The following is a 22,843-nucleotide window of genomic DNA, read 5'->3' as shown; positions in this document are numbered from 1 at the left end:
AAGCTATAAAGAGGAAGCCGATTCGCTGCTATTTTATGAATGGTGTGGGATACCCTCCCTCAAGCAATACCAAATTTATCTGATAGTTCATTTCGAAATTATCTTATTTGACTGATTTGGTTATCCCTTCTAAACAAGTACCAATGAATAGAAAAGCATTGCACCCGGAAAACATTAGGTTGACTGTTATCGTCGCCTGCTACAATGAGGAGTTAATGGTAGAGATGTTTTACCGGACGGTAGTACGATACGTTAAGAAATATGATTACCGTTTTATTTTTATAGACGATGGCAGCAAAGACGAGACGCTTTCCATATTGCAAAAACTCAGCAATGAAGATCCGCTGGTTGCATACATCTCACTTTCCAGAAATTTTGGACAGCCCAACGCTTTAAAGGCGGGGTATGATTTTGCCACTGACGCAGATTGTGTAATCAGCATGGATGCCGATCTTCAGCACCCTCCGGATAAAATTGACCTGTTGGTTGCTAAATGGCAGGATGGATTTGACATTGTAAATACGGTCAGGGCCGTACAAATGGATGGCGCCTTGAACCGGCGCATTTTTGCAAAACTATTTTACCGGTTCGTGAACATCATTTCCACTACACAGATACTTGCCGATGGTCCAGACTACCGATTGGTGGATAGGAAGGTTGTAAGTGCCCTCGCTGAATTTAAGGAATCTACCCCTTATCTCAAAGAAATTATTCCGTGGATGGGATTTAACTGTACCGCTGTTCCGGTAAATATTGAGTCGCGATCTTACGGGGAGAGTAAATACTCTTTCTTGAAGTTAATTTCGCTTTCCTTGCGTGGGATCACTTCATTTAGCGTGAGCCCGCTCAGGCTTTCGTCATTTGTTGGAGTTGGCCTGTCGTTTATGTCTTTTCTATATGGGATCTATGCGATTTATGTCCATCTATTCACAGACCAGACGGTTCAGGGCTGGACTTCCATTATTGCAAGCGTCCTATTTATTTCCGGCATTCAGATGTTAATGCTTGGCATTATTGGGGAATATTTAGGAAAAACGTTTCTGGCCTCGAAACGGCGCCCGGCATATCTGGTGAAAGAAATACGGGACGTATCATTTTCAAGGTCTGTTGAACATAAACCTGAATTGCGGACAACTCGTCCGGTCGCAAGCTGACATGTTCGGTTTCAGCCTGGCGCTGGGACAGTAATAGCTATCCTCTGGCGGGCCGCTTTTCTGGGCATATATATGTTTAATTCACCATGGTTATATGGGCTTTTTTCACTAAGCAAATTGTTTTCAAAATGATATTAACTAACTCTGGAGAAGATAAATCAGGCCTTCCTCTATTAGTTGCATGTATTTGCAGTAGTTTGGTCCTAGTGACAGTTGCTTACGGCAGACTTTATGAAATTGGCTTTGTTCGTGCGGATGATCGCTGGATGCTTTTAACCAATGACCTCGTACCCCGGCTGACGCTTTCGTACGACTATTTCAGGGAGCTTTTTAGTACGTTTAATAGTATACAGTATAGTCCCCTTAACACACTTTATTATGCGGTCATTTACAAGGTAAATGGTTTTGATCCTTATTACTTTCATCTCGCTTCGTTTATAACCCATCTGGTAAACTCCTATTTGGTGTTTGTTTTGGTTGTAAGGTTATTGAGGACATTTAACTATCCAAACGAATCGTTCATTGGTTGGTCTGTTGCTGTTTTTTGGATGATCAGTCCGATCAACACAGAGACTGTGGTTTGGATTTCCGCAAGCAAGATTACGTTATCCGCTTTTTTTACCCTGTTAAGTTTAATTTCTTTTATCGATGGTGTAACTAAAGGAAAGAACTGGTCATTGGTATTGTCTGTTTTATATTTTATAGTATCATTTTTCTTCAAAGAGCAGGTAGTTGTTATTGCTCCGATGTTGCTGGCTTTCTGGGCTTGTTACCGAAGGCCAAAGAGTTGGCGTGAGATCGGATTGTCGTGGTTTTTTTTCTTCATTGCAGTTTTTTCGATTGCAGCGTTGATGGGCCTGGTTACCTTGAAGGCTAATCATGCAGACGTTAAGGACTTATCCATTTATCCATTCAGTCAGCGCTTCTTCTTGTCTTTCTACTGTTTGTTTTTTTACGTATTCAATTTGTTTTTGCCTTTCGGGTTACATTATAACTATAAGTTTCCCATGGCGGCCGGACAGCCTCTTCCAACGCTGTATTATATATTTCCTATGCTTTTTATAATCATTTTGTGGGGAGGGTGCCACTTCCTTAGGCGGAAACACCTACAACCGCTTTACATTTTCTGTGGCGTCGCATTTATGATTCATTTGGGAATATGTCTTCAAATCGTTCCAATGACCAGACCGGCGGTAATGGCAGACCGGTATATGTATGTCCCGTCTATTTTTATGCTTACTGCAGTATTTTGCTATATCATTAACGGCATGCCTATTCATTTCACGTACAGGAGAAGTAAATTTCTGACAGTTGCCATAACTGCGTACATTCTTTTTCTGACAATTTACAGCAATCAGTTAGTTTACAACTGGTATAAAATGAATTATAAATGAAACTTCAACAACGCACATTTAATCAGATTCTGATAACTATAACTATTATTGCAACCGCCGCGGCCATTTTCTTCGGGATGATGAAAGGTAGTGCTGCGCGGCCTATTATTCTTCCAGAAAAAGGTGGTAAAGGCTCACATTTTTCAGTAAGTTCCTTTTACGACAACTATATTTCATTTATTATCGAAAACGAGCTTCGTAAACTGGATTCTAGCCTGACCTTGCAGGATACTACGCTAAGAAAGTTTTCATTGGAAGAATTTTTAGATGATCAGCAAAAGCTCATTTTCCGTTTCTCAAATAAGGATTGCAAGCCTTGTATGGACTTTGTTTTTACCGAATTGAAAGCGGAATTTAAAGACAGTCTCGATTATTATGTAAGAGTAGTTACTGATTCCGATTCAGAACGGGAGTATCGCATAAAAGCCTCTTCCGGAGAATGGGATGTGCCTGTCTGGAATATAATTGGTCGAAACATGGGCCTGACGATTGAAGGCAATGGGATTCCTTTCTTGTTTGTTTTAGGTAAAGATCAATCGGTTGGAAAAGTTTTTATTCCCCTTAAGGAATTTCCGGAGGTGACAGAAGCGTACCTGTCCCATATTCGCTCGAAACTGAGAGGTCGATAGTTGTCATATCTATGTTCCTTACCTGCCTTTGACGGGTAAGCCTGCTTTATATACCCTTGTGAACGGATAATGTTAATGCAACCAACCTCATTGGCCTGACATTAGTAATAGCTGAAGAAAGTTGAACACCCAAGTGTGTGTAAGTCAATAAAAAGAGCCCATCATATTGATGGGCTTTTAATTTTTTAGGAGTGTTAAAATTTATTAACCTTCCCTTCAGTACCGCGTACGGGAGTCGAACCCGTCATTCCTCCGTGAAAGGGAGGCGTCTTAGCCGATTGACCAACGCGGCATTCCCTCATTTGGGATTGCAAAGGTATAATCCATTTCGATATTTCCAAAATAAATTTACTTAACCTAAATATCTATTGATTAATACCCGTTAAGCACGTAATTTTGCCTTTCAATTTTTCATCTACAAACTACAGTGTAAAATGGGAACTTCTCTCAAAATTGGTATTAATGGTTTCGGCCGCATCGGCCGTTTGGCGTACCGCCAAATTTACAATATGCCCGGCATCGACGTGGTGGCGATCAATGACCTGACCAGCCCCGCCGTTTTGGCGCACCTGCTGAAATACGATTCCGCGCAAGGTAGATTTGGACAGGAAGTGAAGCATAGCGACAATTCCATCACCGTTAACGGCGATGAAGTGAAGATCTACGCGCAGAAAGATCCCTCCCAGATTCCCTGGAAAGATCATGGCGTAGACGTAGTGCTGGAATGCACCGGTTTCTTTACCGATAAAACGAAAGCTGAAGCCCACCTCACTGCAGGCGCTAAACGCGTGGTGATCTCCGCTCCCGCAACCGGCGACCTGAAAACCATCGTTTTCAACGTAAACCACGATATCCTCGACGGCAGCGAAACCGTGATCTCCTGCGCTTCCTGCACCACCAACTGCCTCGCGCCGATGGCTAAAGTGCTGAACGACAAATTCGGCATCGTAACCGGTCTTATGACCACCATCCACGCGTACACGAACGATCAGAACACCCTCGATGCCCCCCATCCGAAAGGTGACCTGCGCCGCGCCCGCGCCGCCGCAGCCAACATCGTTCCCAACAGCACCGGCGCAGCCAAAGCCATCGGCCTGGTACTGCCCGAACTGAAAGGCAAATTGGACGGCAGCGCACAACGTGTTCCCACCATCACCGGCTCCCTCACCGAACTGACCACCATCCTCAGTAAAAAAGTGACCGCCGAAGAAATCAACGCTACCATGAAAGCCGCCGCCAACGAATCTTTCGGCTACACCGAAGACGAAATCGTTAGCTCCGACATCATCGGCATCAACTTCGGTTCCCTGTTCGACGCTACCCAAACCAGGGTAATGACCCAGGGCGACCTTCAGCTGGTGAAAACCGTTTCCTGGTACGACAATGAAATGAGCTACGTATCCCAGCTGGTGCGTACCGTTAAACATTTCGCAGAACTGATCAGCAAATAAGCGGGTCTTCAGATATTTGCCAACCCTCCGCGATAAGCTGTTTCACAGCCTATACGGAGGGTTTTTTCTTCCAAATTCCTAAATCCTTCATCATGAGCAAGTTCTCTGATCATAACTTCAAAGGCCAGAAAGCCCTTATCCGCGTCGATTTTAACGTTCCCCTGAACGATCAGCTCGAAATCACCGACGATACCCGCATGCAGGCAGCCGTGCCTACTATCAAAAAGATACTGGCAGACGGCGGCTCCGTGATCCTGATGAGCCATCTCGGCCGCCCGAAAGACGGCCCCGCCGATAAATATTCCCTCAAACACCTCGTGAACCGCCTCGTAAAACTGCTCGGCGGCGCCACCGTGAAATTCGCGGAAGACTGCATCGGCGAGCCCGCCGAAAAAGCGGCCGCAAACCTGCAGCCCGGCGAAGTGCTGCTGCTGGAAAACCTCCGCTTCCACAAACAGGAAGAAAAAGGCGACAAAACCTTTGCCGGGCAGCTTTCCAAACTGGGCGACGTATACGTGAACGACGCCTTCGGCACCGCGCACCGCGCACACGCCTCCACCGCCGTGATCGCGGAATTTTTCCCGGCGGATAAAAAAATGTTCGGCCTCCTCATGGAAGCCGAAACCAGCAGCGCCGAAAAAGTGCTGCACAGCGCAGAAAAACCTTTCACCGCCATTCTCGGCGGCGCCAAAGTAAGCGACAAGATCCTCATCATCGAAAATCTGCTCGCCAAAGCCAACAACATCATTATCGGCGGAGGCATGGCATACACTTTCCTGAAAGCGCAGGGCAAAGAAATAGGCAACTCCCTGGTGGAGAACGACAAGCTGGACCTGGCGCTGGAACTGCTCGCCAAAGCAAAATCCCTCGGCGTGCAGCTGCTCATCCCCGAAGATTCCGTGGCGGCGGACAAATTCGCGGCAGACGCCAATACGCAGCAGGTGTCTAACGACAACATCCCCTCCGGCTGGATGGGGCTGGACATCGGGCCGAAAGCCATCGCAACGTTCAGCGACGTGATCGCCGCGTCTAAAACGATTTTGTGGAACGGGCCCATGGGCGTGTTCGAAATGCCTGCCTTCCAGGGCGGCACCAAAGCCGTAGCCGAAGCGATCGTGAAAGCCACTGCGGGCGGGGCTTTCTCGCTGGTCGGCGGCGGAGATTCCGTAGCCGCGGTAAACCAGTTCGGCCTGGCGGACAAGGTGAGCTATGTATCCACCGGCGGCGGCGCCATGCTGGAGTACTTCGAAGGAAAAGTACTGCCGGGCATCGCAGCGATCAAACAATAACCCGTTTTTTACCGCATACAAAAAGGCGTCCCGGTATTCACCGGGACGCCTTTTCTTTTATAGCTGTTTCCTTACCGGTATTACTTCTTGCTGCCTTCCGCAAAAAACTTGTGGAAGTAAGGGATCGTTTCGATGCCTTTGTAGAAGTTGGCCAGTTCGTATTTTTCGTTGGGGGAATGCAGGTTGTCGCTGTCCAGCCCGAAGCCCATCAGCACGGTTTTCAGCCCCAGCACTTTTTCGAACAGGGCCACGATGGGAATGGAGCCGCCGCCGCGAACGGGGATCGGTTCTTTGCCGAAAGTGGCCGTGATGGCCTGGCTGGCCGCTTTAAACGCCAGGTGGTCCGTAGGCGTAACATACGGAGAGCCGCCATGGTGCGCGGTTACCTTTATTTTTACCGATTTCGGCGCGATCTTCTCGAAATGCGCTTTGAACAGGTCGGAGATCTTCACCCAGTCCTGGTTGGGCACCAGGCGCATGGAAATTTTGGCGAACGCTTTCGAAGGCAGCACGGTTTTGGCGCCTTCGCCGGTGTAGCCGCCCCAGATGCCGTTCACCTCCAGCGTCGGGCGGATGCCGGTACGCTCGATGGTGGTGTAGCCCTTTTCGCCCCACAGCTCGTCCACGCCCAGGTCTTTTTTGTATTCGGCTTCGTCGAAAGGCGCTTTGTTGAGGTTTTCACGTTCGGCCGCGCTCAATTCCTGCACGCCGTCGTAAAAGCCGGGAATGGTCACGTGATTGTTCTCGTCGTGCAGCGAAGCGATCATTTTCGCGAGAATGGTAGCGGGATTCGCTACCGCGCCGCCGTATACGCCGGAGTGAAGGTCGCGGTTGGGGCCGGTCACTTCCACTTCCATGTACGCCAGGCCGCGCAGGCCGGTATCGATGGAAGGCGTGTCGAGGCTGATCATGGAAGTGTCCGAGATCAGCACCACGTCCGCTTTCAGGCGGTCTTTATTGTCGTTCAGGAAAATGCCCAGGTTGTTGGAGCCCACTTCTTCTTCCCCTTCGATCATGAACTTCACGTTGCAGGGCAGGGTGTTGGTTTGCATCATGGTCTCGAAAGCCTTCACATGCATGAAGAACTGGCCTTTGTCGTCACAGGCGCCGCGCGCGAAGATCTTCCCGTCTTTGATCACGGGCTCGAACGGCGGGCTGGTCCAGAGATCGAGCGGGTCGGGCGGCTGTACGTCGTAATGGCCGTAAACGAGCACGGTAGGGAGGGAAGGGTCGATGATCTTTTCACCGTATACGATCGGGTGGCCCGCGGTAGGACAAACTTCCACTTTTTCGGACCCGGCTTCCACCAGTCTTTGTTTCACCGCTTCCGCGCAGCGCCTTGTATCTTCATTATGCCGGGAATCCGCGCTTACAGAGGGGATTCTCAACAGTTCCAGCAATTCGTTCAAAAAACGGTCTTTGTGCTGGGCCTGGTAATCTTTCCAAACTTGCATGATTGAGCTATTAAACGTTCACAATGAGCGCAATTTAAATGAAAATGCACTACCGGCCTTCTCCGGCCTCATAAAAATGATAGCCGGGAGAGCGCAATAAAAAAGGAAGCGCCCGGCAGGCGCTTCCCGTTCAAATTATATAGGGAAACTATTAAGAGATCAGTTTCTGACGGAGCAGGAACTCCAGTTTCTCGTTTACGTCCAGCAGTTTTTCGGTCAGTTCACGGTTTTCTTTGCGGAGGGCGTATACTTCGTAAGCCTTTTCGATATTATGACGAAGCTCTTCGTCGTTCCAGGGCTTGGAGAAATATTTGTACACCTGTCCCTTGTTGATCGCGTCTATCACGGCATTGATGTCTGCATAGCCGGTGAGCAGGATGCGGATCGGTTCCGGGTATTTTTTGAGGATGCTCTCAAAAAATTCAATCCCCGTCATTTTGGGCATACGTTGATCCGATATAATGATGTGAAAATCATGATCTTCCAGCAATTTATAAGCATCATCCGCAGATTCGGCCGTCTGGACCGTGTATATCCTCCTGAACGATGCTTTAAATGCATTCAGGTTATGTATTTCATCATCGATATAGAGGATGTGAATGTGTTGTGCACTCATTATAACGAAGTAGACTAATGTAAGTTAATAAAAATAAATGAGTTAGCAGCAATGAACTGTTAGGCGGGTGTCAAAACCGAAAACACAGGCATGAGCATTCTCTATAACTTCAACCGCGATTGAACGAAACGTATCCATCCACGGGAAATCCGGATCAAACATAGATATTTTTTAACATTCGGCTTTCAACTTTCTGCTGACCGATTATATGTAATTGGTAACCGCTGGAAGTTGCCCGGTAACCGTTCCGGTTTGAACCTTGTTTTGCGCTTTCCGTTATTTCTTGTAGGTTTGGTAGTACCCGTAACCTAACATTTAAAAAAAGATAGAAATATGAAAACTGGAATCATTGTAATCATTGTCTTGGTACTCCTGGGCTTTTTCGGTTGCAGCAAGTACAACGGATTGGTCGATAAGCAGGAGTCGGTGAAAAAATCATGGGGGAACGTACAAAACCAATATCAGCGCAGGAGCGATCTGATCGGAAACCTGGTGAACACCGTGAAAGGGTCCGCCAACTTCGAGCAGGAAACCCTGACGAAGGTGATAGAAGCCCGTTCGAAGGCTACTTCCGTCCAGATCAATGCGGATAACCTTACACCCGAAAAAATACAGCAGTTCCAGCAGGCGCAGGGAGAGCTTTCCGGCGCGCTCAGCAGGTTGCTGGTAACGGTTGAGAAATATCCTGAATTAAAGACCACCGAACAGTTCCAGACGCTCATGGCGCAGCTGGAAGGCACGGAGAACAGGATCGCCGTTTCGAGGAACGACTATAACGCTTCCGTAAACGATTACAACAGCAGCATCAGGCGATTCCCCGGCAACATCATCGCCGGTCTCGGCGGCTTCGACGCCAAAGGTTACTTTGAAGCGGCCCCCGGCTCGGAAACCGCCCCCAAAGTGGATTTCGGAACTTCTTCCACACCGCCGCCCGCCGCGTCGTCTGCGCCTGCCACGGCAGCGCCGGCCAAATAATATTTAAAAGCTGACAGCGGGCCGGCACTTACCGGCCCGCTGCTAATGCCGCCGGACATGAAATTATTTTCATTCAATAAAAAAGAGCTTTTCTCCGATCCTGAAAAAGAAAGGCTCGTTCAGGCCATCCGCCAGGCCGAAAGGCTCACCTCCGGCGAGATCCGCCTGTTCGTGGAAAGCCGCTGCGAATACGTGGACCCGATGGACCGTGCGCGCGAAGCCTTCCTGGCCCTGGGCATGGAAAAAACCAAACAACGCAACGGCGTGCTGCTGTACATCGCCCTGCGCGATCACCAGTTCGCCATCCTGGGAGACCAGGGCATTCACGATAAAGTTGGCAACGACTTCTGGCAAAAAGAAGCGCTGCTGCTCAAAACACATTTTTCTTCTCACAAGATCATTGAAGGCATCGAAGTATGCGTGAAAGAGATCGGCGAATCCCTGTATCATTATTTTCCCTACGATTCCGGCGATCAGAATGAACTGCCGGACGATATCGTATTCGGGAAATAAGATCAGCAATGATTCATAAGCACAAAACAATGAAGTTTACCCGCTGGTTATTATTATGGGGTCTGATACTGACAGGATGGAGCGCTATTGCACAACAGATCCCGCAAAAACCTAATCCGCCCCGCCTGGTGAACGATTACGCCGGCGTACTGCTCCGTTCCGAAGCTGATGAACTGGAAAGGAAGCTGGTGGCTTACGATGATAGTACTTCCACACAGATCGCCATTGTGCTGGTAAAAACCACGGGCGACTACGATATCGCGGAATTTGGCCTGAAGATCCTCCGCGAATGGGGCATCGGCGGCCAGAAAAACAACGGCGTGCTGATCGTGGCCGCCATCGACGACCGCCGCGTTCGCATAGAAACAGGTTACGGCATGGAAGGTTCCGTGCCCGACGCCGTGGCCTTCGGCATCATCAACAAGGTTTTAAAGCCCAACTTCCGGGACGGCCATTATTACCAGGGCCTGGATGAGGCTACAGACGATATTATCGCCGCGGCCGCGGGCGAATACAAAGGCGTTCCCCGCAGCACGCGCGCCGGCGACGGGCCGGGCGCCGGCAGCATTTTCGGGATCGTTATCCTGGTCATCATCATCCTGCTCTTTATCGGCCGTGGCGGTGGTGGCGGCAGAGGCGGCGGCCGCGTGATCAGCCGCAGGGGCGACAGTGTGTTCGGCGGCATTCTCGGCGGCATGATCGGCAGCGCGCTCGGTGGAGGCGGTGGCGGTTGGTCCGGCGGAGGCGGCGGTGGATGGTCCGGTGGCGGAGGAGGTTTCGGCGGCTTCGGCGGCGGCTCCGGTGGCGGCGGCGGCGCAAGCGGCAGCTGGTAACGTATTATCAACGGCAGATCTTAATGCAGGACGCGCGTTTGATAACCGACGATCTACCGGCAGTTCCAGGCATTAAAAATCTGTTTTATGTTCCTACATATTCTTAACGGAGACGCCACGCGCTCCGTCTTCCAGGATAGCGGCATCGAAGGAGACGTGATCGTGTGGCGGGAAATGCTCTGCGAAGGCAGAACGCCCGCCACACGGAACATGTCCCGCTTTTTCGAGGAACGCGCCGCATTCCTGCAGCAGGCTTACGGCATAGACAGCGCTGCTTATCTCTCGGAAGCGCAACGCGACAAACAAACTCTTCAAAAAGCCGCTTCCTACGACGAAATCGTGCTATGGTTCGAATTCGACCTCTTTTGCCAGGTGAACCTGGTGTTCGTATTGTATTACCTCAGCCAGCTTTCCGTTAAACTCCCGCCCGTCAGTATCGTTCAGCTTGACCATCACCCGGAAGTGCCGAATTTCCGCGGGCTGGGCATGCTGCAATCCCGCCATCTGCCACCATTGTTCGGAACGCGCACTTATATTCAGCAGGAAGACTGGGACCTGGCGCGCGAAACATGGGAAGCATACAGTACAGACGATCCGCTGGCCATCGAAGCGCTCAGCCACCGGCCCGGCCATCGCCTGCCGTATCTCGGAAAAGCTTTGCAGGCGCATCTGCGGCGGCTGCCCAACGCATCCAACGGCCTCAATGCGGTGGAACATTTTTTTCTTGACAGGCTGGCGCTGGGGAAGCTGCGCGAACGCGATCTTTATTACCAGTTTTGGGATGAACTGAAGATCTATGGCTTTGGCGATTTCCAGCTGGACGTGTACACGAACCGCCTGCAGCAGGCCGGCGTGGTGAAGCGGGAAGACGAAATGCTCAGCATTACCGAGCTGGGCGAAGAAGTGCTGAAGCAGGAACAAAATTATCTTTCCTTCGCCTCCAGTAAAAATGTCTGGATCGGCGGCATCCCGCTGGACCAAACACCCTGGCGCTGGGACGAAGAAGAAGGCAAAGTGGTGCGTCCCTGAACCACAGGCAACCCCAAAGCCCCGCCGCCCGTATACTTCTCTAAACACTACGCTTATGAAAAAATTGCACGTATGGATACTGATCGCCGCGGGCCTGTTTTGCACATTTGCGGTAGCTTGCAATAAAGACGATAACGACGACGGGCCAAAGCTCTACAAAGCAACCAACGTCCCGATGAGCGGCGCCCAGGAAAACCCCGCGGTAGCCACCACGGCCACTGGCAGCTTCGACGCCACCTACAATCCCGAGAGCAAACAGTTCAATATCACCGTGCGCTGGCAAGGCCTGAGCGGCAACGCCACCCTGATGCACATCCACGGCCCGGCCGAACGCGGCGTGAACACCGGCGTGATACAGAACTTCGCGACATTATTCGCTTCCGCGCCTTCGGGCAGCTTCTCCACCACCTTCACCATCAATGGCACCACGCAAACGGAAGCCGACCTGCTGGCAGGCAAATGGTACGTGAACATTCACACCGCGGCCCATGGCGGCGGGGAGATACGCGGACAGATAGAACTTACCCAGTGAGAATAAAGACCGGCTAAAAAAGAAAGACAGCTGATCCGTTTGGAACAGCTGTCTTTTAAAAACCGTTGTCGTATGTTCCGCCGGTGGCCGGAATAAAAACTGTGAACAATAACAAGGGCCCGGTTGCGATCTGCTTTCCGTAACCGGGGGAGGGCTGCTGCTACGGCGGCCCTTTTTTATTTCCATGCGTCCAATAAAAAGCGGACCCAGTTTTTGCTCGTGATGTTGGAAATATCTTCATCCGAATAACCGCGTGTGCGCAGTATCCCGGGCACTTTCTGCAAACCGGCGATGGTGCCGAGATCGTACGGGGATTGTTCCGTTCCGAAAGCGCCGTCCAGGTCGGAGCCGATGGCTGCGTGTTGGCTGTTGCCCGCCAGCTGGCAAATGTGATCGATCTGGTCTGCGACCTTTTCCATGTTCACGCCCATTTTTTCGGGCGTGCTTTCACCGCGCACCCAGCCGGGCGTCAGCATCCATGCGTCGAAGGCAGTGCCGATCACGGCGCCGCGCTGTATGAGGATGGAGAACTGTTCGTCGGAGAACTGGCGGTTGTGCGGCACCAGCGCGCGGCTGTTATGATGGCTGGCCCAAACGGGGCCGGAGAAGTGGTCCATGGCTTCGAAAAAACTTTCGTCGCAGAGATGGGTGGCGTCGAGGATGATGCCGAGGCGTTCCATTTCTTTGAGCAGCGCGCGGCCTTTAGTGCCCAGCCCGCCGCTGGAATCGGTGCCGTAGGCGTACACGCCCGGGCCGTAATGCGCGGGGCCGATGGCGCGGAGACCGGATGCGTAGGCTTTTTCCACGCAGGCCAGTTCAAAAAAAGAATCCGCCCCTTCGAGGCTGAGAATAAACCCGATGGGCAGCGATGCCGTGTCTTCCGCGTTTTCCCAGAGTTTGAGATGGGCGGTGAGCTCCGCTGCATTGGTGATCTGTTTCATTTCGCCGCGCGCTTCCATAGCCTGGTACCAGGCCAGCTGCCCCTGCGTTTGCGCCCAGGCCTGCTCCTGCGAGTGCCAGCCGGGCAATGGATTGTCCAGCCCTACGTACCGCGCTATCTGCGTGGCCACGCACAAGCCTACACGGCCTTTGCGCATTTCGGGCAGCGACACGGTGCCGCGCCCGCGGTCCGGTTTATCGGTAAGGCCTTTTTCGCGGTCGCGGATGGCCTGTATGGATTTGGTAAGATCGCGGTTCCACTCCAGGGCGTTCATGCTCAGGTCCAGGTGCGCGTCGAAAATAAAAGATTGCATAGGGTATCTGGTTGAAGAAATGTGCTGATATGGTTTCAGTCGATCCGCCGGCCTCGCGCGATAGCCCAGGAGCCGATGCGGGCGCCGTTTTCGATCACCTGCGCTTCGTTGTACAACGCTACCGTCGGGCAAACGTGCCAGGGCGTGCCCATCAATATGTCGCCTACTTTCAATTTGTCTGCCAGCGGCGTTTGCACCACCAGGTGCTCTTCGCTTTGCGAGATCACTTCATATTCCGGCAGTTCATGGAAAAACACGCGTTTGGTGATGGGATTTTCGGCGGACACCGCTTTGTGCCCCAGATCGAGTGTTACGCGGCCTTCCGCGGGTTTGGACAATACACGGGTAAGCAGCAGCGCGGCCGGAACGAAGGGCTGTTCGGGCACGCCGGTGGCATAACCTTCGTCCCACAGCAGGCAGGTGCCCGGGCTCAGCATTACGCCGCCGTGGCGCGCATGTATTTGAAAAGTGGGCGTGCCGCCCGCAATGATCTCGGGGTATTCCATTTTTTTTGCGAGCGCTTCCACCGGCGCAAACGCTTCGTTGCACAGCGCGGCGCGTTTGTCGTAATCCGTTTCGCGGATGTGGCCGTCGTAGGCGTGAAGGCCGCGGCAGAACACGTTCGGCAGCTCGCGCAACTGTTCGTACAGCGCAAAGGCTTTTTCCGGCGCAATGCCCGTGCGGTGCATGCCGTTGTCCATATCGATGTAAACGCCGGCTTTGGCGTTGATCTTCGAAAATATCGCGTCGATCAGTTCGGCGGAAGCAAGGTTGTCTACCAGCGAAGCGAAGGAAATGTTTGGGAATCGTTGTGTGAGCGCGGCATAAGCCTCGGCAGCGGGAGAGTTTTGCTGGTATGCGATCACGATGTCTTTCGCGCCGGCTTCCGCGAGCATCATCGCTTCCGCATAAGTGGCGCATTTAAATCGCGTGATGCCTTTGGCCAGCTGCATTTGCACGATGGGCGCCATTTTGTGCGTTTTCACGTGGGGGATGAGCCTTTCGGGGCTTCCCGCGATGGCGATCATTTTGTCGATATTGCGGCTTATTTCTTCTTTGAAAATCAGCAGCGCCGGCGATGCGATGTGGTGGCGATAGTCAGGTTGCATGCGGGTTTTTTCAGTCTTCCAGTTCAAAAACAGCTTCGATTTCCACCGTGATGTTGTCCGGCAGGGAGCCCATGCCCACGGCGCTTCTCACGCCCACGCCATTGTCTTCCCCCCAGATCTTTACGAACAGTTCGCTGCATCCGTTGATCACGTAGGGATGTTTGCCGAAATCGGGCGTGGCGTTCACCATGCCCAATACTTTGATCACCCGTTTGATCCGGTTCAGGCTGCCGAGCTGGGAAACCAGCGTGGAAAGGATCGTGAGGCCCACCTGCTGCGCAGCCAGTTTTGCGCCGTCTGCGTTTACGTCAAGACCGGCCTTTCCGAACAGCAGCGAACCATCGGGCAATACCGGGCCGTGGCCGGATACGTACACGAATTTATCCACGATCAGTAAAGGTTTGTAAACCCCTTTGGGTGCGGGAGCGGGAGGAAGTTGAAGTCCGAGCGATTCAAAATTGGCTGTTGCGTTCATCACGAATTTTATTTTAAAGGTATCCAATAAATCGAAGTAATCACACAAATTGCTGCAGCACCAGCACGCCGCCAAGCCCGCTGAGCGACACGATGGTTTCCATGACGGACCAGGTGGAGAAGGTCTGTTTCAGGCTGAGGTTAAAATATTCCTTGAACAGCCAGAACCCGCCGTCGTTCACATGGGAGAACATGAGGCTGCCCGCGCCGATGGACAACACCATCAGCTCGGGATGTACAGGTTGCTGCTGTATCACCGGCAGCAAAATGCCGACCGTGGTAAGACCGGCCACCGTGGCCGATCCTACGCAAACGCGGATGGTCGCGGCGATGATCCAGCCGAGCACCAGCGGCGATACCGGCAGGTGGCTCAGCGATTGCCCGATGTAAGTATTGATGCCGCCGTCTTTGATCACCTGCATAAACACGCCGGAACCGGCGATGATCAGCATGATGGGCGCTACTTCTTTAAACGCGTTCTCCATCGACTTCATCACCTGCTTCATCGTTTGCCCGCGGCGGAGGCCGAGGAAATAAGCGGCCACCAGCACGGAGATCAGCATGGCGATGTTAGGGTCGCCGATGATGGCGATAAAACGGCTGAACGCGCCGCCTTTCTCCAGGAAGGGGCCCAGCGCGGTGGTGAGCGTAAGCAGGATGAGGGGAAGCATGGCCGTGGCCAGGCTGACGCCAAGACCGGGCAGCTCGCCCGCTTCGCGCTGATGGATATTGAACATGCCCTGCCCGGGCGTGATGTGGATTTTTTTGAGCGTGCTGCCGAACAAGGGGCCGGCCAGCGCAATGGTAGGCACGGCGATGATGAGGCCGTACACCAGCGTTTTGCCGAGGTCTGCCCCCAGCTGCTGGCAAAGCGCGGTGGGCGAAGGATGCGGCGGAAGGAACCCATGCGCGGTAGACAGTGCGGAGATCATCGGGATGCCCACGTACAGCAAAGGCAGGCGGGTGGAAGCGCCCGTGGCGAAAATGAGCGGCACCACGATCACGAAGCCGGCGGTGTAGAACATGGGAATGCCTACGAGCAGGCCGGCCAGCGCCATTCCCCACTGGATGTGCCGCACGCCGAAAAGATGCACCATCGACGTGGTGATCTGCTGCGCCGCGCCACTGTCCGCCACTATTTTGCCAAGCATGGCGCCAAAACCGAGAATGGTGACCAGGGAGCCGAGCGTGCTGCCGATGCCGCCGGAAATGGCCTGCCCGATCTGCGGCCCGTCCAGCTTGCAGGCGAGGGCGAGCAATACGCTTACGATCAGGAATGAAATAAAAGTATCGAGCTTTACCCACATGATGAGGGCAATGAGCAACAGGATAGCCAGCAGAACGAGTAACAAGGGTGAGATCATGGAGACGGTGGAATTTAATGCTACCCAATATAGGGAACTTGAATGGTAAATCCGATGCTTGTGATAGTATTTTACCGCCGATCAAGTCCGGCTCATCTCCGGCTCAACTCCGGTACACCTTCGATTCACCTTCGGTTAGGCTGCAGCTGCGCCATAACCTTGCAGAAGGTGATATAAGACCAACGCCGGGTAAGGCCGGCGCCTGGCAAGCGAAGGCATATTCCGGGGGAGACCTGCGCCTGGCAAGCTCCGGCTCACTCCGATTCGCTTTGGTTACGCTGCAGCTGCGCAATAACCTTACAGGAAGGTAATAAGACCAACTCCGGGTAAGGCCGGCGCCTGGCAAGCGGCAGCATAAAAAAAGCGGCCTCCGCAGGGGAGGCCGCTTCTAAAAAGCTGAAAAAAGCGATGCGGCTGAAGTGAGTGACACAACGGCGGCCCGGAAGCGTTCCCGGCGCCGGTGCAACCATCACCTTACTCTTTGCCGGTCTCTTTTATTTTAGCGATGGCTTTCAGGATGTGATCCGCCTGGGCGTTGAGCGCGTTGCGCTGGTCGCCGGCTGCCTGTGCCGCTTTTTCCTGTTTCTTTTTTGCGATGGGGCCCATCAGGTTCACGATGTAATCGTTCACCCAGTTGTTGTTGAAGCCGGTCACCACCGCGGTGATATCGTCGATGCCTTTGGTAACCGTGGGCGTATCGTCTACAGACGCGAGGATGTTGAGATAGAGGATGGCCGCGCCGATCTTTTCCTGGCCGGAGCTTTCCTCGAGTTTGGCCGCGAAGAAAGGCACGTCGCTCACGTCGCCGTTTTTGGCGTACACGTTCGCAATGCCGCTGCCAAGCAGGCCGCGGGCGTCTTTTTCCATGGTTTTAGCCAGCTGGTAAGCCTTTTTGATGTCCAGCTCGGCAATCGCGTTCAGCGCGGTGCCTTCCACCATGTAAGATGGATCTTTCAACGCGGCTTCGAACAGCGGCATGTATTTCGCGTCTTTCAGCCTGCCCAGCTGTTTGATTGCGGCGGCGCGCACCTGGGAGAACTTATCTTTTTTCGCCAGCTCCGTTAGCACGGGCAGCGCGGCGGACTGCACTTCAGGATTTTCGATCTTGAGACCGGCAACGGCCATGGCGCGCAGCCCTTCATATTTGTCGTTCAGCGCGGCGATGAGCGTGGCGCGTGCGGCCGCGTTGCCCGTTTGCTGTTTGATGCAGGCCTCGATGGCCTCGCGGCGGTCGAAATAAGTGGGCGCGTTTTTATATTGGAACACGTATGTGCTCAGCTCCCTGCGGTCGGCTTTTTTAACGATCAGCGATTTGTCCGCATCCACGTTCACAAAGTCGGGCCTGGCGCTCACCGGGAAAGTAAAAGTGGCTTTCTTTTCAGAGAGACGCACGTCGTGGCGTTCTTTTTTGCCGCCGGCATACACGTCTATCGCGAAAGGAAGATCGAAAACCTTGTCGCCTTTCTGCTCGATGGTCACTTTGGCGGAGCCGGTCTGGCTGTAATCGTAGGAAATGTCGAGCGTAGGGTAACCCTGTCCGAAATACCACTGGTTGAAGAACCAGTTCAGGTCCTGGCCGGACACCTCTTCCATGGCGAGGCGCAGCTGATGCGCTTCCGTGGCTTTGAACGCGTTGTTGCGCAGGTAAAGGTTGAGCGCTTTGAAGAAAGCTTCGTCGCCGAGGTAAGTGCGCAGCATATGGAGGATGCGGCCGCCTTTCTGGTAGCTGACGGCGTCGAACATATCTTCTTTGTTATGATAGTGGAACCGCACCAGGTCGCGGTCTCCCTGGTATTCGGCGGATTCCTGGTAGTTGTTCATGGCGGACCAGGCGTGCTCGTCGGCCGCATCTTTCCCGTATTTGTGCTCGAACCAGAGATACTCGCTGTAATCGGCGAAAGATTCGTTCATGGTCAGGTTGCTCCACGATTCCGCGGTGGCGAGGTCGCCAAACCAGTGGTGGAACAGTTCGTGGGCGATCACGGATTCGCCGAGGCGCTCGTCATCGTCCAGCAGCTCGCGCTGCGTTTTCTGCAGGAAGTCGCCGTGAATGGTGGCCGTGGTATTTTCCATGGCGCCGGAAACGTAGTCGCGCACGATGATCTGCGAATATTTCACCCAGGGATAATCGTAATTCAGCAGTTTGGAAAAGAAGGTGAGCATTTCGGGCGTGTTGCCGAAAATGGCTTTGGCATGGGTCGCATAGGCTTTTTCCACGTAGTAGTTCACTTCTTTGCCGCGCCAGCTGTCTTTTACGATGGCGAAGTCGCCGACGGCCATCATAAAGAGGTAAGGGGCGTGCGGGAGGTCCATGCGCCAGGTGTCTGTACGCGTGCCGTCCGAATTGGATTTCTGGCTGGTCAGTTTACCGTTGGAAAGGGTCACGTATTTTTTCTCCACGGTCATGCTGATCTCGGAGGTGGTTTTCTGATTGGTGCGGTCGATGGTGGGAAACCATACGGAAGACGATTCGGTTTCGCCCTGCGTCCAGATCTGGATGGGCTTTTTCGGGTCCGAGCCGTCGGGATTGATGAAATAAAGGCCTTTTGCGTCGGTGATGGCGGCGCTGCCCTCCACTTTCGCTTCGTCGGGTTTGGCGGTATATTCCACGAAAATGGTGTAGGATTCGTTGTTTTTGTAGGTTTTGTTGAGTTTCAGGCGTATCTGGCTGCCGTCGTACTCGTATTTCAGCGGCGTGGTGCGCGCGGCTTTAAGTGCGGCCTCGTTGGGGAATTTGAGGGTGGCGGAGCCGCTGGTCTGCACGAGCGACACGGTTTTCACGTCCATTCCCTTTGCGTCGAGCGTCAGGCTGTCTGTAGGGTAGAAGTGCGGTTTGAGGGAGATCCAGGCTTTTCCGTAGAGGTAACGTTTCGCGTAATCGAAACGGACGTCCAGTTTGGTGTGAATGAGATCGTTGATTTTTGTGGCGGTGGCTCGATAGATTTTCATTTCCGGGTCTTCTTTGTCCGGGGCGGACTGGGCGGATGCCCGCAGGCTGAGCCCCATGATCGCGAGGCTGGCCAGCAGAAGGCCTGTTAATTTCCTGGTCTGTGAATGCATGAAAAAATGTTTAATTCAAAAATAGGCCCTCCGACCGAGGGCAAGGGTCAAATTTAAACAAATGGCCCAAATACGAGGCAAGCGGTTAAAATTGTTATTTTTGTAACAGGACAGCTCGAATTTATGATCAAAGCAACAGTGAACGGCGCGCAGTCGTTCGAGATCACTCCTGCCGGCCCCGGCACCGGAAATGTGGAATGTAACGGGAAGCAGGTGAACTGGAGCGCGGAAGCGCTTCCCTCCGGCGATTTCAGCATTCTGATGGACGGGAAAAGCCTTGTGGCGCAGGTGGTGAAAATAGACAGGGACACCAAAACGGTCAGCCTCCAGATCGGCCAGGCTTTGTACGAAGTGGCGCTGGAAGAGCCGATGGACCGCCTTTTGGCATCCATGGGCATCAGCGAAGCGGCCAGCCGCAAGATCAACGACATCAAGGCGCCCATGCCCGGCATGGTGCTGAAAGTGCTGGTGAGCCCGGGGCAGGCCATCCAAAAAGGCGAGCCGGTGCTGATACTGGAAGCGATGAAAATGGAGAATGTGTTCAAAGCCGCGGCGGATGCCGTCGTAAAAGAAATAAAGGTTTCCGAGCGCACCGCCGTCGAAAAAGGCGAAGTGCTCATTGTGCTGGAATAATATTTGTTACAGGTAACATTATGCATCGATTCAGAATGAAACTGTTATATCTGTTCTGCTGCCTGCTGGCCGCTTCGGGCCTTTCGGCGCAGGACCCATCGTATTTTGTTTACATACAACACGAAAAACAGCAGCCCTTCTATGTTAAAATAGACGGCAAACTGCTCAGTTCTTCGCAAAAAGGGTATGTGATACTGCCGAAGCTGCAGGCCGGCAAAGTGCCTGTAACCGTAGGTTTCCCGAAAAGCGAAGCTCCGGAGCAGCAGTTCGTGATCCGGCTCAACGGCAGCCGCGATTATGGTTACCTGCTGAAAAACACGGGTGAAAAGGAATACGCGTTGTACGACCTGCAGACCTTCGCCACGCTGAAATCCGGCGGCGGCGCGCCGCCCGCGGAAGCGCCTGCGGAGGAAGTGACGATCGCCCGGGTCTCCGACGAAAATGCGACGGCCGAACAAAAAGAACTGATCAATAATGTGCAGGCCGACGTGGAAGCCGCGCTGGGAAAGAAAACAGATACCTCAGAGCCGCCTAAAAGCGGCCCGAAGGAAAAAAGCAGCTTTGCCGCCGCGCTTGATAAAGTAGTGACGGACGACCGGCCGGACGATATGCCGCTGGAACTGCCCAAACCCAAGCCCACTGCTCCCCCGGTAACTGAAAAAGTGGCGGATGTGGCGCCTGTGGCGGTAACCGAATCCGCCCCGGTGAAAAAGCCCCGCAACAGAAAACGCGGCAGGGACCGTGAACCGCTTACGGAAGAAGAGCAGGCATTGCTGAGCAGCGTGCTGGAAGACGAGAAAAAAGCCGCGGCGGACGAAGCGCTTCGTGAAGCGGACACCACAGCAGCAGTGGTTACGGAGCCGGAAGGAGGGGAATATGCGCCCGCGCCCAAACCGGTGAAAGAGAAAAAAGAAAAGAAACCCAAAAAGAAACGCGACCAGCCTGAGCCCGAGTTCATCGACTTTGGCGCCGCCGGTAATACAACGCCCGCCGAGCCTGCCGCAGCGGCGGTGGAAAGCGCGGCCGAAACCGTTGGAGAAGGGGTGGAAACGAGCGCAAAGGATGCCCGCGAGGCCAAACGCCAGAAAAGGAAAGCCGAGCGCGAAGCAGCTATCCGCGAAGGCGAGATCAAAGACAGCATCGCGAATGCCGAGTTTAATAAAGACGTTGCGGTAACCGAGACGGAAGAAACGGTGAAGGAAAAGAAAAAACTGTCGCTGGACATGGTGAACTCCGATTGCGGGAAAGTGCTGGAAGTAGATGCGTTCCGCAAACTGCTGCGCACGATGAACGTGAAGAAGACCGACGAAGATATGGTAGACGCGTTCCGGAAAAGCACCCGCAATACATGCGTGAGCACCGAACAGGTACGCGCGCTGGCGCAGCTGATCGCCACGGAAGAAAACCGTTACCAGCTGCTGGACGCGGCATATGCTAGAACGTACGATTCGCAGAATTTCGCGGGCCTGTCGGATCTTTTGAAAGACGATTATTACAAGGGGCGTTTCAAGGCGATGCTGAAGAAATAGCCGCTATCATCCTGATATTGCGAATGGGGGAATGACACGTGTCATTTCCCCATTTGTCGTTTTAAAAATCCCTACTTTCGCGCATCATGGCCAGGTATTTCATAGAAGTAGCATATATGGGCGGGCGTTACGCCGGTTTCCAGGTGCAGGAAAACGCGCAGACGGTGCAGGGGGAGATAGACCGCGCGGTGAGCCTGCTGCTGCGGGAAACGGTGGAAACGACCGGTTCCAGCAGAACGGATGCGGGCGTGCATGCGCGGCAGAACTTTTTGCATTTCGATACGGAAAAGGCGCTGCACCCGCAGTTTATGTACAAGATGAACGCGATATTGCCGCAGGATGTGGTGTTGAAGGGCGTTTACGCAGTGCCGGGCGATCTGCACAGCCGTTTTGCGGCTACCGGGCGGGCGTATGCGTATACGTTGTATGGGTTTAAAGACCCGTTCATGCGCGACCGTGGTTATTATTATCCTTATACGATCGACCTGCAACTGTTGCAGGAAGCGGCGGCGGCGGTAAAAGGTTATACGGACTTCAGCACGTTCAGCAAGCGGAACACGCAGGTAAAAACGTACAATTGTGCTATAGAGGAATCGTACTGGGAGCGGGAAGAAGGTCGTTTAGTCTATCGCGTTAGTGCGAACCGTTTTTTGCGCGGGATGGTTCGGGGGCTTGTGGGCACGATGTTGCGGGTGGGGAGGGGGAAGCTGACGATGGAGGAATTTCGTGCGGCGGTGGAGAGTAAGGATTGTACGCGGGCTGATTTTGCGGTGCCGGGGCACGGGCTTTGTTTGATGCGGGTGATGTATGCGGAGGGGGTGTTGGGAGAAAATATTGGAAGATAGAATTGGCTATGGACGGGCATTACGGTTGTTTGTGAGAAATAATTGCTGAAAACATTTGGAAGTACCGGGAAAAAGTCTCTACCTTTGCATCCCGCTAACACGGAAAACACGTAGTTCTTTGCATGGTTTTTCTTTCTTCTGCACGGCTTAAAAGCTATACCAGCAGTGGTTTTCCGAGGTTCAATGATCAGAGAAAAAGAATAAAATTCTGAAAGAAAAATTTGGTTGAAAGAAATACTTCTTCTACCTTTGCGACCCGCTAACGCGGTAAACTACTTCAGTTCTTTACATGGTTTTGATTTCCGCAAGTTCTTGATGGGCTTGGTTTTCGGAGGAAAAGACGATCGAAAAAAGATTGAAATTTTCTTCAGAAAAATTTGGAATGAAATAAAAACTCTTCTACCTTTGCACTCCCTTCTGAAACGGAGTGATCGAAGAGAAAGAAAAGTGAGAGGAAAGTGAGGGGATATGGTTCTTAAGATATTTACTGGATGCAGGCTTCGGGCCTGGAGGTTCGCAACCTTGGCATCTAACAATTTTAACCGGCAACGAACTGCTAAAGAGCAGATCAAGGTTAGGAAAGGTCTTTGAAAGTAAGGAAACAACAGCACGTTACAGAAATGTAACAAAACACAGGTAATGTTAGCGATAACATATTAATTGAACATCTCGATTCGATTTTCCAAGAGAAAATTTAGTCGGGTTCA

At 52.7% G+C, this 22,843-nt stretch carries 20 protein-coding genes and 1 tRNA gene; 13 read left to right on the top strand and 8 right to left on the bottom strand.

Annotated elements, in window-relative coordinates:
- The first annotated feature begins 143 nt into the window (after positions 1-143).
- The 3 genes from J7I43_RS08220 to J7I43_RS08210 all read left to right on the top strand — a co-directional run bounded on the left by J7I43_RS08220 (position 144) and on the right by J7I43_RS08210 (position 3,177).
- Positions 144-1,154, top strand: coding sequence for a glycosyltransferase family 2 protein (locus J7I43_RS08220; RefSeq protein WP_209145156.1), 1,011 nt, complete (start codon positions 144-146; stop codon positions 1,152-1,154).
- Positions 1,155-1,282: 128 nt separating this feature from the next.
- Complete coding sequence (locus tag J7I43_RS08215) at positions 1,283-2,548, top strand: hypothetical protein (protein WP_209145154.1); 1,266 nt, start codon at positions 1,283-1,285, stop codon at positions 2,546-2,548.
- Positions 2,545-3,177, top strand: a complete 633-nt coding sequence (locus J7I43_RS08210; protein ID WP_209145152.1) for a hypothetical protein — start codon at positions 2,545-2,547, stop codon at positions 3,175-3,177. Before J7I43_RS08215 ends, J7I43_RS08210 begins: the two co-directional genes overlap by 4 nt.
- 220 nt (positions 3,178-3,397) lie before the next feature.
- Here J7I43_RS08210 and J7I43_RS08205 read toward each other — a convergent pair.
- Positions 3,398-3,469, bottom strand: a tRNA-Glu gene (locus J7I43_RS08205).
- A gap of 142 nt (positions 3,470-3,611) precedes the next feature.
- Here J7I43_RS08205 and gap point away from each other — a divergent pair.
- Positions 3,612-4,628: a type I glyceraldehyde-3-phosphate dehydrogenase gene (gene gap / locus J7I43_RS08200; RefSeq protein ID WP_209145150.1), complete on the top strand. Its 1,017-nt coding sequence runs from the start codon at positions 3,612-3,614 to the stop codon at positions 4,626-4,628.
- 92 nt (positions 4,629-4,720) lie between these two features.
- Positions 4,721-5,917 (top strand): phosphoglycerate kinase, encoded by a 1,197-nt coding sequence (locus J7I43_RS08195; RefSeq protein WP_209145148.1) that lies wholly within the window; start codon positions 4,721-4,723, stop codon positions 5,915-5,917.
- An 80-nt stretch (positions 5,918-5,997) separates the two neighbouring features.
- Here the strand turns inward: J7I43_RS08195 and J7I43_RS08190 are convergent, their stop codons facing one another.
- On the bottom strand, positions 5,998-7,371 hold the full coding sequence (locus J7I43_RS08190; protein WP_209145146.1) for a dipeptidase: 1,374 nt from the start codon (positions 7,369-7,371) through the stop codon (positions 5,998-6,000).
- A gap of 151 nt (positions 7,372-7,522) precedes the next feature.
- The gene (locus J7I43_RS08185) at positions 7,523-7,987 is read right to left on the bottom strand and encodes a response regulator (protein WP_209145144.1); all 465 of its coding nucleotides are present in this window, start codon (positions 7,985-7,987) and stop codon (positions 7,523-7,525) included.
- 333 nt (positions 7,988-8,320) lie between these two features.
- Here J7I43_RS08185 and J7I43_RS08180 point away from each other — a divergent pair, with 333 nt between their 5' ends.
- From J7I43_RS08180 to J7I43_RS08160, 5 genes are all read left to right on the top strand, one after another.
- Positions 8,321-8,962 (top strand): LemA family protein, encoded by a 642-nt coding sequence (locus J7I43_RS08180; RefSeq protein ID WP_209145142.1) that lies wholly within the window; start codon positions 8,321-8,323, stop codon positions 8,960-8,962.
- 57 nt (positions 8,963-9,019) lie between these two features.
- Positions 9,020-9,475, top strand: a complete 456-nt coding sequence (locus tag J7I43_RS08175) for a TPM domain-containing protein (protein ID WP_209145140.1) — start codon at positions 9,020-9,022, stop codon at positions 9,473-9,475.
- A 29-nt stretch (positions 9,476-9,504) separates the two neighbouring features.
- A complete protein-coding gene (locus J7I43_RS08170; RefSeq protein ID WP_209145138.1) occupies positions 9,505-10,308 on the top strand; it encodes a TPM domain-containing protein in 804 nt (267 codons plus the stop codon).
- A gap of 87 nt (positions 10,309-10,395) precedes the next feature.
- A complete protein-coding gene (locus J7I43_RS08165; RefSeq protein WP_209145136.1) occupies positions 10,396-11,337 on the top strand; it encodes a DUF1835 domain-containing protein in 942 nt (313 codons plus the stop codon).
- A gap of 55 nt (positions 11,338-11,392) precedes the next feature.
- The gene (locus J7I43_RS08160) at positions 11,393-11,869 is read left to right on the top strand and encodes a CHRD domain-containing protein (protein WP_209145134.1); all 477 of its coding nucleotides are present in this window, start codon (positions 11,393-11,395) and stop codon (positions 11,867-11,869) included.
- A gap of 176 nt (positions 11,870-12,045) precedes the next feature.
- On the opposite strand, the gene J7I43_RS08155 is transcribed toward J7I43_RS08160, so the two are convergent.
- From J7I43_RS08155 to J7I43_RS08135, 5 genes are all read right to left on the bottom strand, one after another.
- The gene (locus tag J7I43_RS08155) at positions 12,046-13,122 is read right to left on the bottom strand and encodes a dipeptidase (protein ID WP_209145132.1); all 1,077 of its coding nucleotides are present in this window, start codon (positions 13,120-13,122) and stop codon (positions 12,046-12,048) included.
- Positions 13,123-13,157: 35 nt separating this feature from the next.
- The gene (locus tag J7I43_RS08150; RefSeq protein ID WP_209145130.1) at positions 13,158-14,231 is read right to left on the bottom strand and encodes a D-TA family PLP-dependent enzyme; all 1,074 of its coding nucleotides are present in this window, start codon (positions 14,229-14,231) and stop codon (positions 13,158-13,160) included.
- Between the two features lie 10 nt (positions 14,232-14,241).
- The gene (locus J7I43_RS08145) at positions 14,242-14,706 is read right to left on the bottom strand and encodes a RidA family protein (protein WP_236023369.1); all 465 of its coding nucleotides are present in this window, start codon (positions 14,704-14,706) and stop codon (positions 14,242-14,244) included.
- A gap of 40 nt (positions 14,707-14,746) precedes the next feature.
- The gene (locus J7I43_RS08140) at positions 14,747-16,069 is read right to left on the bottom strand and encodes a gluconate:H+ symporter (protein WP_209145126.1); all 1,323 of its coding nucleotides are present in this window, start codon (positions 16,067-16,069) and stop codon (positions 14,747-14,749) included.
- Between the two features lie 474 nt (positions 16,070-16,543).
- Positions 16,544-19,129, bottom strand: coding sequence for a M1 family aminopeptidase (locus J7I43_RS08135; RefSeq protein WP_209145124.1), 2,586 nt, complete (start codon positions 19,127-19,129; stop codon positions 16,544-16,546).
- Positions 19,130-19,252: 123 nt separating this feature from the next.
- Between J7I43_RS08135 and J7I43_RS08130 the strand changes: the two genes are divergently transcribed.
- The 3 genes from J7I43_RS08130 to truA all read left to right on the top strand — a co-directional run bounded on the left by J7I43_RS08130 (position 19,253) and on the right by truA (position 22,136).
- Positions 19,253-19,762 carry a biotin/lipoyl-containing protein gene (locus J7I43_RS08130; protein ID WP_209145123.1) on the top strand — a complete coding sequence of 170 codons (510 nt, stop codon included), beginning with the start codon at positions 19,253-19,255 and terminating at the stop codon, positions 19,760-19,762.
- 35 nt (positions 19,763-19,797) lie between these two features.
- On the top strand, positions 19,798-21,291 hold the full coding sequence (locus J7I43_RS08125; RefSeq protein ID WP_209145121.1) for a DUF4476 domain-containing protein: 1,494 nt from the start codon (positions 19,798-19,800) through the stop codon (positions 21,289-21,291).
- Positions 21,292-21,377: 86 nt separating this feature from the next.
- Complete coding sequence (gene truA, locus J7I43_RS08120; protein ID WP_209145119.1) at positions 21,378-22,136, top strand: tRNA pseudouridine(38-40) synthase TruA; 759 nt, start codon at positions 21,378-21,380, stop codon at positions 22,134-22,136.
- The last annotated feature ends 707 nt before the right edge of the window (positions 22,137-22,843 follow it).

The organism is Chitinophaga chungangae, assembly GCF_017742215.1.
Classification (GTDB): Bacteria; Bacteroidota; Bacteroidia; order Chitinophagales; family Chitinophagaceae; genus Chitinophaga; species Chitinophaga chungangae.
This window is presented reverse-complemented; position numbering and strand designations above follow the sequence as displayed.